The sequence below is a fragment of the Hungatella effluvii genome, from assembly GCF_003201875.1.
Classification (GTDB): Bacteria; Bacillota; Clostridia; order Lachnospirales; family Lachnospiraceae; genus Hungatella; species Hungatella effluvii.
Window position 1 is genome coordinate 153943 of record NZ_QJKD01000004.1, and the last position, 14265, is coordinate 168207.

Consider the following 14265-nt stretch of genomic DNA (forward strand, 5'->3'; position numbering starts at 1 on the left):
CCAATCCGGTTTTATCACCTGTCATGTTATATAGCTGCCTGTTATTGTTCCCCGACATCTTTATCCTCCGGAAAGAACTGCTCCAGAATAGCAATACTGTCTTTAGAGGTGTAGCCCCACAGGATAGAACTGAGCGCATCAATGGCCTCCCGTCTTCGGCGGTAATAGGTGCGGAAGCTGATATCCCGGATATGGGGACGAAGATTCTCTATGATTTCCTCCACATTCCGCAGCTGCTGCGGGGAAAGGAACGAGTAATACAGCAGCCAGTAATAGCTCTCCCCATTCTTGTGTTTGGTACGGAGCAGGTCGATGGAGGTGTCCAGGAGTTTCAGCATCCGGTGGCTCCGTTCAATGCATTTGGCGTGATGTTCGATACTGCGGTCCGACAGATCGATCCCGGCAACATAGACGGACTCCAGAAAATCCTCAATGGAACTGCCGTATTCAATCTCGAACCGGTTACGCACCTGCTGGACAGACAGCTCCAGGCTCCACACCACATCCCTGTATTTTTTCAGCAGTTTCCAGGTATCATGGTACAATGGGTTGTCAGCAATGTTTATTTCTTCCGGATTCTTTTTCATTCCCTGCATCCTCCTTCCCTGTCATTTTCAGTGGGAGAGAGGCTCAGCTCAAAGGTATAGACCGGTTTATCCTCCCCACAACATACGGACATTCCAAAACGTGCGGCAGTATTCAGTGTATGGAATATATACTCTTCCCTGCAGGCGTTTGATAAAGGATATAACTTATATATGGATTTCGGGCATCGGAAGCAGGAAATTCCCTGTGCATCAAGGACTTGCGCCATTTTTCTGATGACAGCATCCATGTCCGATTTTGAAACGCAGGATAATTCTTCTGAAACGCATACTTCATGTTCTGTGAGGGCAGAATCCGCCTGCGGTTCTCCTTCATCCGGCAGAGTGATACTGATTTTCAGACTCATGGCAACCTCCTCTTTATCCACAAGGACATCGGATATCTGGAACATGGTGGAAAGGTAGCTGTGCAGATAGATCACGCTTCCTGTTTTTCCGGGAAATGACATTAAGGAAATATAATCCATGTCAGCAAGCTTTTTCAGCACACGCCCGGTTGTGGCTTTGGAGATGCCCCAGCGGGCAGCCATCTCACTGTAAGCCACCAGCGGAGAGCCGGTGCCATTGCGGAAATAGACAACCGGGCCGATCTCCGAACCCTGTACCTGATTGTCGTTATAGACAGCAGACATCCACAGATCCAGCAGGATATCCATTTCAGAGCAGCGGCCGGCACTGACCAGTTCGGTTGCAGTGACAACAGGCATAAAGAAAAAGCCCGTATCTTTTTGACAGGGACAGTTGTAATCCAGTACGGTATTCTGTTTTTTCCAGTCACGGATCTTATATTTGACTACCTTTCCACGGTCAAGAAAGAGATAGGAGATCAGGTGGCGTTTCTGCAGCTCGTCCAGGATAGAGACTGCCTGGCACTGGAAACGGGTGCGGAACCATGCAGACAGTTCTTTTACGGTACAGATCCATTCTCCGGGATATACCGTGTAGCCGATACCGTCTATACGGAGATAAGAAGTACGGAAGTTTGCATAGTTGCAGAGCACCGTATAATAAAAAAGACCGGAGCCTCCGTTTGTGCGAATGCTTCGGTCTGCCATTAAGTTCTGGATAAATTGCCGGTAGATCCGGCAGCGTGGATAATCCACGACCTGTTTGATTTCTAATTGATATTCTGACATAAAACCCTCCATAAATTAGAGAAGCCTGTTCTGGAACGGGAACGCCATTTTTTGTTGCCAGCCGAACCAAGCTGTGATAAAGTGGTATTATCAGATGTGTTCCAACAATTTTAATTTGGGGACACATCTACAACAAAATAGGAGTTTTGATTTGAGGCAATTTGCGTGAATCGGCATAAAAATCAAATACTGATTCTGCTAATTTTTTGCTAATCGGCGTTCCAAAAAACGGCGTCTGCTAATTTTCTGCTAATTTAACGAAAGTTGATAGTAGTAGATGGAATTGTGCAATATGCAATAAAAAAGCACAATGAACTGAGTTCTACGAGGACATTTTTGACATGAAAGAGCATGAAAAGATGTGTAAGGGAACCGTAGGGCAAGGGGTTATTTTTCCTCCTAAGCGGAAGGCCAGCGGTTCGAATCCGCTCAGGAACGCCAGTACGCAATGCCGAAAACCTTGATTTTACTGGGTTTTCGGCTTTTTTGTTTAAGTCGAACCTCCGGATTTTGCTAATACGATATTTCAACGCCTGTTCTACCTCTCCCGAAGGGGCAGGGGCAGCGTTGTCTATTGTTTTACCGCCCAGGAAATCATCCATTTTGTCCGCATCTCGTGGTCTGTGCCGACTGCGGGGAAACCGTGCCGGCATCCGCCGCCCGTTACATGGAGGGAGCCTATTACTGCAATACCTGTCTGTACATCTGCACAGCCTGCATGGAGTATATCGATCCCGCGGCAATGGAACGGAATATCGGACTGGAGCGCCGGAGCCGCTGCAAGTACCTGATGCCGTTACCGGAGGATGCCAGCCTGACTATGGGCGGATATGAGTCCAGCGAGACAGACGCCCACCTCATCGACAACGGTGGGAATAATGTCTACGGTTATCGCACTCCGCCTCGATTGAGGAATAAGAAATATTAAAAATGGAATAGATACGCTGGGAGCTTAGAACTTAAAAGCGGTTCGTATTCCCATACAGCATAGGGTTCTTGTAACACGATACTTGTGTTTGGCGAAGTGTTTTCGCTAATCGTCCATTCCCCGGTTTCAATGTCCTGGGTTAAGTAAAAATACTGTTCCGTATAGCCGTCATCCATGAAGGTCTTTGTATGATCGTACTCCACATAATATTTGGCACGTACAACGATAAAGTGTTCTGCGAGATACTCGTCCGTCCAGCCCCGCGCTTCTGCAAGTTCGCTGCCGGAGTACATAGCCGCTACACGCGCCGTTTCAGCGTCATCTACCTCAATTTCTTCTATACGCACTCGGAGCGTATATTCTTTGGCAGCCTGGCCTTCAATCGCGCTTTGGACGGTTTGCACCGGATCGGCAGACGGCTTTTGCAGCCATGGGTCAAACCAACCGAATTGGTATGCAGCAAATCCGCAAAGGGCAAGCAGCGCGGCAATCACCGCAACGAGTGTCAGCGTCCGTTTTATATTCCGGTCTTTTTTCCCGGCAGGAGTTGTACTCATATTTCCCCTCACCTTTGCTTCAATGATATATGTATCATCAATCATTTCTAATGCGTCAAGTATATGATTTGCATTCATACTAATCCCTCCTTTTTTAGATAGGAAAGCAGTTTTGTCCTTGTCCTATGGAGCATGGATTTTACTTTGCTGCTGCTAAAGCAAAAGTCCATGCTTATTTTTTCAATAGAGTCCAGATACCAGTAGCGGCAGAGAAAGACTTGCCTTTCCGTAACCGGCAGACTGGCGATAAAGCGATTGAGTGTTTTCGCCAGTTCCATCGCAATAATTTGATCCTCTACCACAACATTGGATGGAACACATTCCGAAAGTTCGTCAAGGGCAAGGGACACTTGGCTTCCGCCGCGTTTATCCCGGTGGCTGTCCCGCCATCTTTTCAGGGATACGCGGCGGGTGATTTTGCCGAGGAAAGTCCCCAGGACTGACGGACGATGGGGAGGAATGGTATTCCATGCACCAAGGTAGGTATCATTCACACTCTCGTCCGCATCCTCTTTATCGCGGAGGATATTATAGGCAATAGCGTAACAATAATTTCCATATTTCGATGCGGTTTCCGTTATTGCACACTCGCTTCGCATCCAATATAAATCGACAATTCTGCTGTCCTCCATAATTTTACCTCCTTTGGTCTGTGCCATAACCCCTTCATCCATCTACTACCCGTTTTTTGTCTATGGTTGCACCGTGCGCTTCTTTTTTTATTCTATTTTCTTTTACCGGTACAGGCAAGAGCATAAATGAAAAATCATACGGTTATAAGTTTTGCTTCTGTTTTGTTGTCCTTATGCGTATTCAAAGCGTAAAGAAGAAGTATAAAATAAAAAAGGAGCAATACCAAGCCATCTTTTGGGGGGGATATCCTGGAATACAAGGGAAAATACTATTCGCTTACCGGAAGCCGTATCCCTTACCTGCGGAACAAAGCAGTTGATGACAGATTTTTCATTCTCACCCTTTTCGCAATAGCCTATGAAATCGAAGCAGCGGGCACTTATGACCCGGATGAGATTATGGACGTACAGCTTGCGGTGGGGCTGCTCAACGAGGCAGTCTGTTTCCCACAGGTTTATGCCGCCTCGGTTCCCCTGTTTGGCAAGCTCTGTGAGCGCATGATTGACCTGCGCAGCCCCAGCCGCAGGGGGCAAAGAAAAAACTTCGCAAATCAGAGGATATCCGGATTGATGACGCTGAGGCAGTTCTTGGTGAAGACAAAAGGCTACCCGTTCACAGAGGATGCTGTCACAGAGCAAATCGCTCAGTGTGCATTCCAGCGCGTTGGCAATCTTGACCAGCGTGCCAAGCCCCACCTTGGACGCCGCCCTCTCTATGTGAGAAGTGTTCGAGGGTTCTATAACGACACGCTCCGCAAGGACACTCTGCGTAATTCCCTTTTCCTTGCGAATCCTGTTGATTCTTTCACCAAGTGCCTCATAGTTTAATTCTACAGATTCACCACCTGACTTTTTCATAATGTTATTGTAGCCCCTTTTAGGAAGTGATAAAATAATACTGTACTCATAAAAGGGGTTATATTCATCAGTAAAGGAGAATTGAAATGACTGAGATGGTCTGCACAATTACCGGGGGAGTATCGGCGTAGAAACATGGGCGGCTGGTGGGGAACCTTTTGTCGGTGGAAATCCTCTGCGACGAAAACCTGCTGTGGAGTGTTACAGACGGGCAAATTAAGCTGACACAGAACGGCGATTACGAGATGTCCGGCACATGGAGCGGAACGCTGACTGGCATAGGGCCTCTAATCGAAAAGCCGTCATCATTCCGGTTGCAGGCAACCAACAAATATGATAAAATGTGATTATAAAATAAAGGAAATGCGAATACGTGAAGACGTATTCGCATTTCGTCGTTTTAGGGAATATGAACGAATTTGTTCATATTGGCAGAGCTTGTCGGTAAAGTAGATGAGGCAGTGAATGGGCTGCAATATGCAGTCCCTGGAAAAGGAGGTATATGATAACGAAACAAGAAAGTAAGAATTTGAATTATGAAGACTATCAGGATTTTTTTGACGCGGCAGAGGGTTTTATTAAAGAACCTCTGCGGTATGATAAGGACAACAAGACGGAACAGGAATTTAAAGACAGGGTGAAAGAACGGATTGAACTTTGTCCGGCTTGTGTCAATAAGAGTTTATGGCGGCAGGCGCTTCTCAACAATATGCACGGGCTGTACCGGGTATGCGATTCAATCTAGCAAGCGCAGCGCTGAATCTATACTGGGAAAACGCAGACACCGAAAAGAAGCGCCCGGTTAAAGCCATTATCCTCACCCACACCCACATAGACCACTACGGCGGAATACAGGGAGTGATGGATGCCCATCGCAGGGGACGCCATGGCACGGCGGTCCACCTACCAGTACGGCACGCTGCTGGCTGTCAGGGGCGATGGCAAAGGCAAGATAGATGCAGGACTGGGAAAGGATATCCAGCAGGGAGGTACCGTGAGCTTTCAGACACCGGATATTACCATTGTTCCCAATCCTAAGGATGACAAAAACCCTGACTGGGAGCACGTTGGCGATACCATATTTGAGCTGGCAAACATAGAGATTGACGGAATATGCTTTGAATTTTTCTTTGCCCCGAGACGGAGGCTCCCGCCGAGATGACAATATGGATAGAAGGGGAGTCCCGCAATTGCCTGATAGCTGCGGAAGTGGCAACCCACACGCTCCACAACATACTGACGCCCCGCGGCGCGGAGGTGAGGGACACTAGAAAATGGTGGAAGACCCTCGATAAGCTGCTGCTCCGGTATGGCGAAAGTATGAGTTGTATCTGCGCCACCCATCACTGGTCCGTCGTGGAGAAGCACAGCAAAGGACGGTGCCGGACTTTCCTGGAGCAGCAGCGTGACACCTATAAATTCCTGCATGACCAGACAGCCCCGAATTTTAATATTGTGCTGCCGAAAAAAGAGCTTAGATCAGACTTTAGGACAGGAGGAAAAGCATGAGATTTCAGATAAAAAACAATTGGCGTATTTATTGACTGTGATCATGATTGCAGTACAGTTTCCGTATGTGGCTCTGGCAAAGCCAGATGTGCCGGATACCAAAACCGTGGCATCGTTTTCCCCGCTCAGGGACGATATGAAACAACAGACTGTCCCGACGGGAACAGAGCGAGAGGATTTGATTCTGCCGGATCAACTGGAGGCGGAGATAATCGAAGAGCCGGAGGAAAACCTGGATACTGCCACGCCCTCGCAGGCAGAAAAAGAGGAAGGGGAATCCACACCGGATTTCGTGTATTCGGCGTGGATTCCGGTGACCTGGGACAGCGAGCCGGAGTATGACGGCGATACGGAGGGAAGCTACGTGTTTACTGCGGATATCGGTGACTATATGATGGCGGACAGTGTGAAACCACCCCAAATTACCGTAACCGTGGAAAACTCTGAATTTCTCCCGCCGGATGCCGGCGCCGCAAAGCTCGCCTCCAGTCTTTTGGATGGAGGAGGGGAAAAAGTTTTTGAATCGCCTTTTGATTTTCTTGCCGCTATGGGGACTGGTGACATTCAGCCCGGAGACGTTATTTTAGCAAACTTTACGCTAAACTCAGATTGGATTTTTAATGAAGAAGTGTTAGCAGACGTAACAATCATCTATTATGTAAAAGGATACTTCCATGCGAGCTTTGGAAATGTAGGAAACCTCACCTTAAAACAGGGAGTGATTGAGCTGCTCGGCAAAGTAGAATCGCTGACAATAGAAGATGGATATGTCAGGGCTTCCAATGATTCAGAGATAAAAGATATCACAATGATGGGCGGTAAATTAGACATAAATTCATCCTGCAATATCACTGGTAAATTTAGCTATCAGGGCGGTACCATAAACGGGGATTTCAGATTGTCCGGGGATGGTGTGTTTATAAATGACAGTGATAACTATGTTAAAGTCTTAATGGATTCCAATGAGTATACCATTTATCCCGGAGTAGAAATGAAGGCAGGTGGAACTCTCTTAAACCCGGTTATACTGGATAATGTGGAGGGCGGATTTGTAACTGTCAGCTCTTCAATGGTAGAGGCAGGTCAAACCTTTGATGTTAAAGTCGTTACTAATGAAGGCTATGTATTTCAAAGGGTGGACGTATCAAAGTATATGGGGGGTGTTTTTCTCTCCGCTCTCGATCAATCCTTCCAGTTGCAGATGCCGTATGAAGGAGCTATCCTCACGCCGGTATTCTATAGTAAGAATGCTTCGTTATCAAGCCTGCGGTATCAGGTGAATGGGGAAGTTTCTGTTGATGTGCCTGGGTTTACAGGTGATCGGGATACATACCACGTGTCTCTGCCGCCTGACACGCCGCAGGATGCGGTCATTGTCTTGAAAGGAGTTCCGGAACACAAAGGGGCAAAGGTCGTGGGGAATCCCCAAATCACCCTTTCCGGCGGAGCCGGCCGTGCGGCACTCACTGTTGAGGCAGAGGCGTTTGAGGAAAGGGATGCCGACGCCAAGACCTATGTAAAGACATACACCGTGGATTTTTCCATAGGAAGCGATTATGATATTGTCCCACTTTCTCCAAATCAGGACTTTGGAAAAGCCGAGGCAGGTTATCTCCCCTCCTCTGCCGCGAAGACCGTGAGTTTTGAGAACACGGGAACCTTGCCGTTAAATGTAACAGGCGGCATCCTGTCAAAGGTGGAAGCATTTGAAGTTGTGAATCATCCAACGAAAACCGTATTGCTCGCGGCAGGTGAAACAATATCCTATACCATACAGCCGAAATCCGGTCTGGAGCCGGGAGTATATGAGGATACGTTTACCGTCCATACGGCGGAAGGCGTCACCGCAGCAGTGAACCTAAAGTTTACAGTGACAGAAAAGACCGTTCAGACCGTCACCGTCACCTTTGACCCTGCGGGAGGGACGCGGACCGGCGGAGGAGAACTGATACAGGCGGTTCCCGTGGGCGGCGGGGCGGCTGCCCCGGAGGTGACCCGTGACGGATATACCTTTACCGGGTGGGATAAGGATTTTACAAAGGTGACGGCGGATATGACTGTCACCGCTTTATGGAAGAAAAATTATGCCATTGAGGTATCCCCTGCCGACCTGGACTTTGGCACTGCCGAGGAAGGTTATGAGGGCTACTCTTACACAAAGACTATGAATTTTACGAATACGGGAGCCCGTCCAATGAATATTACAGGTGTCGTCCTGTCAAAGGCGGAAGCATTTGAACTTGAAAGCAATCCGCCAGGACCAATGCCGTTTTTGATAAATCAGGGATTCACCTATTTAATACGACCGAAGTCCGGTCTGGCGCCGGGAGTATATGAGGATACGTATACCCTCCATACAGTGGAAGGCGCCACCGCCACAGGGAACCTAAAGTTTACGGTGACAAAAAAGACCGTTCAGACCGTCACCGTCACCTTTGACCCTGCGGGAGGGATGCGGACCGGCGGTGGGGAACTGACACAGGCAGTCCCGGTGGGCGGAGCGGCAGCTGCCCCGGAGGTGGCCCGTGACGGATATACCTTTACCGGTTGGGATAAGGATTTTACAAAGGTGGCGGCGGATATGACTGTCACCGCTTCATGGGAGAAAAATGGCTTCTATGGGATTGAGCCACTCTCTGCCGATCAGGACTTTGGCAAGGCCGAGGCAGGCTATCTCCCCTCCTCTGCCGAAAAAACCGTGAGTTTTGAGAACACGGGAACCTTGCCGTTAAATGTAACAGGCGGCATCCTGTCGAAGGCGGAAGCATTTGAAGTTGTGAACCATCCAACGAAAACCGTATTGCTCGCAGCAGGTGAAACAATATCCTATTCCATACAACCGAAATCCGGTCTGGAGCCGGGAGTATATGAGGATACGTTTACCGTCCATACGGCGGAGGGCATCACCGCGGTAGTGAACCTAAAGTTTATGGTGACAGAAAAGACCGTTCAGACCGTTACCGTCACCTTTGACCTTGCGGGAGGGACGCGGACCGGCGGAGGGGAACTGACACAGGCTGTCCCGGCAGGCGGAGCGGCGGCTGCCCCGGAGGTGACCCGTAACGGATATACCTTTACCGGTTGGGATAAAGATTTTACAAAGGTGGCGGCGGATATGACTGTCACCGCTTTATGGGATAAGAATACAGGTTCGTCGGACAGTGGCGGCGATTCCTCGTCGGACAGCAGCAAAACTTCCTCCGCGGATGCATCGGTCCTCCACGGGGACTGGGAACAGACCGCTGCGGGCGTGTGGCTGTTTAAGATGCCAGACGGTTCCTATGCAAAGAACCGTTGGGGTCAGGTAAACGGTCTGTGGTACTACTTTGATGCGGAGGGCAGAATGCTGACGAATTGGTACTATGACCAAAATTACAGGAAATGGTTCTATTTCGATCCGAGTGGAAGCATGGCGGTCGGATGGAGGCAGATTGACGGGAAGTGGTATTATTTCAATCCGGTTTCCGATGGAACCAAAGGAGCGATGGCAGCAGATATCGAGGTGGACGGATATACCCTTGGGGCAGATGGCGCGGCAATTCACTGATTTTTCTTACATCCAACGTACCATAATGCTATATTCATCTTAAGGGGGGTGGAAACATATGGACTATTCTTATCGGCTGCTGGCAGTTGATGATGAACCGGATATTCTGCGGACAAACCGCCGGTATCTGGAGGCGCGGGGATACCGGGTGGATTCAGCCGTCTGTGCGCAGGATGCCCTGGAATTGTTAAAAAAACATAGCTATGACTGTATTCTGTTAGACGTGCTGCTTCCGGATATGAACGGATTTGCACTGTGTGAGGCTGTGCGCGCGCTTACTTTTGCCCCAATCCTGTTTTTGAGCTGTATGGATGATGAGGAGGATAAGATAAAGGGGCTGATGGCAGGCGGCGATGACTACATCACCAAGCCATACAGTCTAAAGGAGCTGGCGGCTCGGGTGTATGCCCAGGTGAGGCGCAGCGCCATGAAAGGATTTGCCATCGACCACCAGAACCAGATTCTGCGGATTGACAACCGGATTATTCCTCTGGCACAAAAGGAATTTGATTTGTTCCTGTTTTTGCTGGGGAATCCGGGCAGGGTCCTGTCGGCGGCGGAGCTGTACCGGGAAGTGTGGCGTACGGGGAAAGCGGATGCGGCCAATACCGTGGCGGTTCATATGTTACGGCTAAGGCACAAGCTGGAGGACGCGGAGCCCGTCATTGGTCAGATTGAGACAATCCGCGGCGAGGGATACCGGTTTATGCCCAAGGAGAAAGCGAGGACCATGCTATGAAACGGTTTTTGGCAGTATTTCTGTTGATTTTTTCCCTGTGCCTTGCTCTGTTTTTCACTTCCTCCAAATCTTTTGTCTCCAGGGGACCGGCGGCTGGAGAGGGAGTTCTTGATTACCGTGAGACTGATTTTACGTCTTCCGTGTACGCTCTGAGCGGACAGTGGGAGTTTTATTACGGCAGACTGTACACCCCGGAGGATTTCCGGCAAGGCATTCCCGAGGGGATGGAATATATTGATCTTCCAGGACCATGGACCCAAAAGGGGTATCCTGGACTCGGCTATGCTACTTACCGTCTGAAAATCCTGACGGAGCCGGGGCAGCCCTATCTTCTCTATATCCCGGAGATCATGTCTTCCTCGGTTATCTGGTTGAACGGGGAAGATTTTTACCGGGCCGGACGGGTGGGAACCTCGGATGTGGAGACGGTCACCGGAGTGCGCAATGAGCTGCTGACCGCCGTTTCCGCAGACGGTGTCCTGGAGCTTGTGGTTCAGTCTGCCAATTACAGGATGAACGGAAGCGGGATTTTTTATCCGCTTCTCATTGGACGGGATACGGTGCTGATCCATCACATACTCTGGCAGCGCACGGTGCTGGCTGCCGCACTGGGCGGCATCCTGCTGATCGGTGTCTATCATCTGTTCCTGTATTTCTTCCGCCGGCGGGAGCTTTTATATCTGACCTTCAGCCTCATCTGTCTGACTGCGGTGATGCGGCTGGGGATGGAGAGCAATGCCCTGGTTCAGTATTTTCTGCGGGGCGGGATTGGATTTGTTTTGAGCCGGGTATTCCTGCTGCTGTTTACCACACACAGCATGTTTATCTGTCTTTTCATGATACAGGCTCTTTCCATCCGTCTGGGACGGCGTCTGCGTTTATTTTACGTGTTCTGCTTTGCCGTGCCCATGGCTGGAATCTGTATCCTGCCCTATGCAACAGCGGTTGCCGGGATGTTTCTGGTCATGATACCGTTTGGCGTTTCCATCGTTCTGGCGGTACGGACGAAAAAAATCGGCAGGGATCCATACCGTCTACTGTATCTGTGCAGTATGGTGACCTTTGTTTTCTATGGACCTCTGTCAAAAACGGTATTGGAGGGTGATCTGTTTGTCCCCGGTATCGTCCCGAATATGTTTTTAATCCTCAGCCAGTGTGTCATGCTGTCGCGCAGCTACGCCCAGGCCCACGAAGAGGTGGAGCGGGTCAATGCAAATTTGGAGGGACTGGTGGAACAGCGGACGGCTCAGCTAAACAGCGCCAATGAACAACTGGCTGCTTCCCAGGCGGCTCTCCGGGAGATGATCAGCAACATATCACACGACTTAAAGACTCCGCTGACCGTGCTGAACAACTACTTAGAGCTGCTGGGAGATGAGACGATTGCCTCCAGCGAGCAGGAGCGGACCGAATATCTGGGGATTGCCTACAACAAGAATCTGGATTTGCAGCGGCTCATTCACAACCTGTTTGAGGTCACCCGGATGGAGGGAGGAACCACAGTCTACCACCTGGAATGGGTTTCCGCGTACAGTCTTATGGCGGAGGCAGGAAGAAAATACGGAGATTTGGTTTGTGATAAGGGACTCTCTTTCCATGCAGAGAGTAACGATACGCTGGAACTGAAGATAGACAAAAATAAGATATGGAGCGTGCTGGACAACCTGATTTACAATGCGCTGCGTTACACGCCGGAGGGTCAAAGAATCTCCCTCTCCCTTTTCAGAAATGGGGACCGGGCGGAGCTTACCGTTGCCGATACCGGGGAAGGGATAGGCGCAGAGCATCTTCCCCATATTTTTGAGCGGTTCTACAAGGTCTCGGCGGAGCGCGGGGAGAAGGACGGCTCCAGCGGACTGGGACTTTATATTGTGAAAACCACGGTGGAAGCTATGGACGGCACCGTGTCGGTGGTAAGCGAGCCGGGAAAGGGAACGACCTTTACCTTGACATTTCCTGCGAGATGAGGGGGCTGTGTTTTCATAGAAAATATTATTTAAAGTTGGCTGCCATATATGGCAGCCAACTTTCGTTTTGAAAGAGAGGCTATGTATGCCAATTATTCCATGGTATTACCGTTTGGCGGTTGATATTGTTCCGGGAAAAATGATACGATGGTCAGGTATTCGGCTTTTTGTGTGATGGGAGAGACAGTATAGCTTCAATCTGTTATTTCCACAACGCACGGCCATCATAGACTTCCATGGCAGAATCATAGTATCCTAATTTCTTACATTTGCTAACTACATAATCATAGATATACCGGAATATTTTAGCAGTCCCATCAGAAAATTCTTCCTGATGTCCGGCGTAAAGCTGGTTCAGTGCAGTCATACATTGTCCATGCAGTTCATGGTCCACAGCAGTTTTTCCTGTTTCAAGCAAGGCGGGAATACTTCTGCCTATCCCCAGATTTCTCCGCAAAAGAGTATAAATTGCATTGAGAGAACCATCACCCGTATGCTTTACAATAAGATTCAGAAGGAAAGATGGGGTAAGCATGTATAGATAGTCTTCATTCCAGAAGTGGTTCATTTCACCCATCACTTCCTCGATTTCTTCCTGCATAATGTGTGTGGCGGCATAAGCGGCAACCCCCTCAATTGTCAGGGTAAGTAAATCCAAAGTATCCAGATAGCGGCGGACATGACAGGCAATTAAGTGGGGAGAGATTTCTATTTTCTTTAAATCATGGATATCCATCATTACAAAGATTCCATTACCGCGAACTGCTTTTACCACGCCCCATTCCTGCATAATCTGTATTGCTTTAATGGTAGTGTCCACGCTCACATTATAAAGTTTCTGCAGTTCATTATGAGTCGGGAGTTTATCTCCCGGTTTATAACGGCCTATAGCAATGAGGCTCAAAAGATCCATATACACAGCTGAGTATCTCACTTCTTCTCTTAGTAAGAGTTTTTCCAGCTGCTCTCTGCCAAGTACGGCTGCGGAGTCTGCAGGGACATCAAATGCAGGTTCACTTCCATAAGTGAGACCGTAGATTCCGGACATATCATCGAAATGAACGCTGTCGGTATCCCCTCCTTCTTCAATAACACTCATCAATTCTTGCAGCTGTCCATAAAACCTGATTCTGATTTCTGTGTTGTCCCGCAGCGGTCTTAACTCTGAAAGCCCCAGACTGTCCATGACACGCAGGCTTAAATCATTTTCGTTCCGTCTGATAAAAAAGCGCTGGAACTGTTTGGCTAACCGCCAGAACTCTGCAGAATCCTCAATATTCATACTATCTACGATTTTACGAGGAATTTGGAAGCCCTCCTGTTTACAAAGAGCAATCCCTTTTTCAATCACTGGATATCCCAATAAAACCCCTGTTTTCAGCACCTCATCGGTAATGGAGGTATCGATTCTCTTCAATGCGAGATTGATCATTGAACGCCTTGGATGGTAATGAAAGCATACAACGGGACGCATTCTTTGGTGCGTTTCAATCAATCCATGTTCCTTTAGCATGGATAATACGCGGCGAATTGTCTTTCCCGATGTTCCGAATTCTTTACATAAATCATCTCGTGACGGGAGCTTTGTACCGGCTGGCAACAGCCCGGATTCAATTCTATTTTTTAATATTTCATATATTCTTTCATACATCAAGCCATCGTATTTCAAGCCCATCTTAGTCTCTCCTTAATGATGTTAATTGTTTTGTATACGGCCAGGTAATCGGTATGTATGATGCACGGTCAAATCCGTCGATATCTTTAGACGGGGGATTTATTAATGTGAT

14 protein-coding genes, 1 tRNA gene and 1 pseudogene are annotated in these 14265 nt (G+C 48.7%); 10 read left to right on the plus strand and 6 right to left on the minus strand.

Annotated features, from left to right (window positions below; all coding sequences use genetic code 11):
* Positions 1–41: 41 nt before the first annotated feature.
* Both DFR60_RS09350 and DFR60_RS09355 read right to left on the minus strand, forming a co-directional pair.
* Entirely contained in the window at positions 42–587 is a 546-nt protein-coding gene (locus DFR60_RS09350; RefSeq protein ID WP_110322663.1) for a hypothetical protein, read from the minus strand.
* Positions 584–1741 (minus strand): MarR family transcriptional regulator, encoded by a 1158-nt coding sequence (locus DFR60_RS09355; RefSeq protein ID WP_110322664.1) that lies wholly within the window; start codon positions 1739–1741, stop codon positions 584–586. The genes DFR60_RS09350 and DFR60_RS09355 overlap by 4 nt, the downstream gene beginning before the upstream one ends.
* A 374-nt stretch (positions 1742–2115) precedes the next feature.
* Here DFR60_RS09355 and DFR60_RS30335 point away from each other — a divergent pair.
* Positions 2116–2182 (plus strand) — tRNA-OTHER (locus tag DFR60_RS30335).
* Positions 2183–2315: 133 nt separating this feature from the next.
* On the plus strand, positions 2316–2669 hold the full coding sequence (locus DFR60_RS09365) for a hypothetical protein (RefSeq protein ID WP_146218589.1): 354 nt from the start codon (positions 2316–2318) through the stop codon (positions 2667–2669).
* Here the strand turns inward: DFR60_RS09365 and DFR60_RS09370 are convergent.
* From DFR60_RS09370 to DFR60_RS09380, 3 genes are all read right to left on the minus strand, one after another.
* A complete protein-coding gene (locus DFR60_RS09370) occupies positions 2666–3304 on the minus strand; it encodes a hypothetical protein (RefSeq protein WP_243005023.1) in 639 nt (212 codons plus the stop codon). The genes DFR60_RS09365 and DFR60_RS09370 overlap by 4 nt on opposite strands.
* Positions 3301–3858, minus strand: a complete 558-nt coding sequence (locus tag DFR60_RS09375; protein WP_110322667.1) for an RNA polymerase sigma factor — start codon at positions 3856–3858, stop codon at positions 3301–3303. The genes DFR60_RS09370 and DFR60_RS09375 overlap by 4 nt, the downstream gene beginning before the upstream one ends.
* 171 nt (positions 3859–4029) lie before the next feature.
* Positions 4030–4716, minus strand: coding sequence for a helix-turn-helix domain-containing protein (locus DFR60_RS09380; RefSeq protein WP_110322668.1), 687 nt, complete (start codon positions 4714–4716; stop codon positions 4030–4032).
* Between the two features lie 158 nt (positions 4717–4874).
* Here DFR60_RS09380 and DFR60_RS09385 point away from each other — a divergent pair, with 158 nt between their 5' ends.
* The 8 genes and pseudogenes from DFR60_RS09385 to DFR60_RS09410 all read left to right on the plus strand — a co-directional run bounded on the left by DFR60_RS09385 (position 4875) and on the right by DFR60_RS09410 (position 12478).
* The gene (locus tag DFR60_RS09385) at positions 4875–5063 is read left to right on the plus strand and encodes a hypothetical protein (RefSeq protein ID WP_110322669.1); all 189 of its coding nucleotides are present in this window, start codon (positions 4875–4877) and stop codon (positions 5061–5063) included.
* Between the two features lie 155 nt (positions 5064–5218).
* Positions 5219–5461 (plus strand): hypothetical protein, encoded by a 243-nt coding sequence (locus tag DFR60_RS09390; RefSeq protein ID WP_110322670.1) that lies wholly within the window; start codon positions 5219–5221, stop codon positions 5459–5461.
* Positions 5446–5544: pseudogene (locus DFR60_RS31420) on the plus strand (hypothetical protein); the annotation flags it as partial. The gene DFR60_RS09390 and the pseudogene DFR60_RS31420, both read left to right, overlap by 16 nt.
* 37 nt (positions 5545–5581) lie before the next feature.
* Positions 5582–5878 carry a hypothetical protein gene (locus DFR60_RS30850; protein WP_243005024.1) on the plus strand — a complete coding sequence of 99 codons (297 nt, stop codon included), beginning with the start codon at positions 5582–5584 and terminating at the stop codon, positions 5876–5878.
* Positions 5875–6225 (plus strand): hypothetical protein, encoded by a 351-nt coding sequence (locus DFR60_RS30155; RefSeq protein WP_146218590.1) that lies wholly within the window; start codon positions 5875–5877, stop codon positions 6223–6225. Before DFR60_RS30850 ends, DFR60_RS30155 begins: the two co-directional genes overlap by 4 nt.
* A 19-nt stretch (positions 6226–6244) precedes the next feature.
* Positions 6245–9772, plus strand: a complete 3528-nt coding sequence (locus DFR60_RS09400; protein WP_167437564.1) for an InlB B-repeat-containing protein — start codon at positions 6245–6247, stop codon at positions 9770–9772.
* A 58-nt stretch (positions 9773–9830) separates the two neighbouring features.
* Positions 9831–10511: a response regulator transcription factor gene (locus DFR60_RS09405; protein WP_110322673.1), complete on the plus strand. Its 681-nt coding sequence runs from the start codon at positions 9831–9833 to the stop codon at positions 10509–10511.
* Complete coding sequence (locus DFR60_RS09410; RefSeq protein ID WP_110322674.1) at positions 10508–12478, plus strand: sensor histidine kinase; 1971 nt, start codon at positions 10508–10510, stop codon at positions 12476–12478. The genes DFR60_RS09405 and DFR60_RS09410 overlap by 4 nt, the downstream gene beginning before the upstream one ends.
* Positions 12479–12680: 202 nt before the next feature.
* Here the strand turns inward: DFR60_RS09410 and DFR60_RS09415 are convergent, their stop codons facing one another.
* On the minus strand, positions 12681–14153 hold the full coding sequence (locus DFR60_RS09415; protein ID WP_110322675.1) for a GntR family transcriptional regulator: 1473 nt from the start codon (positions 14151–14153) through the stop codon (positions 12681–12683).
* Between the last annotated feature and the right edge of the window lie 112 nt (positions 14154–14265).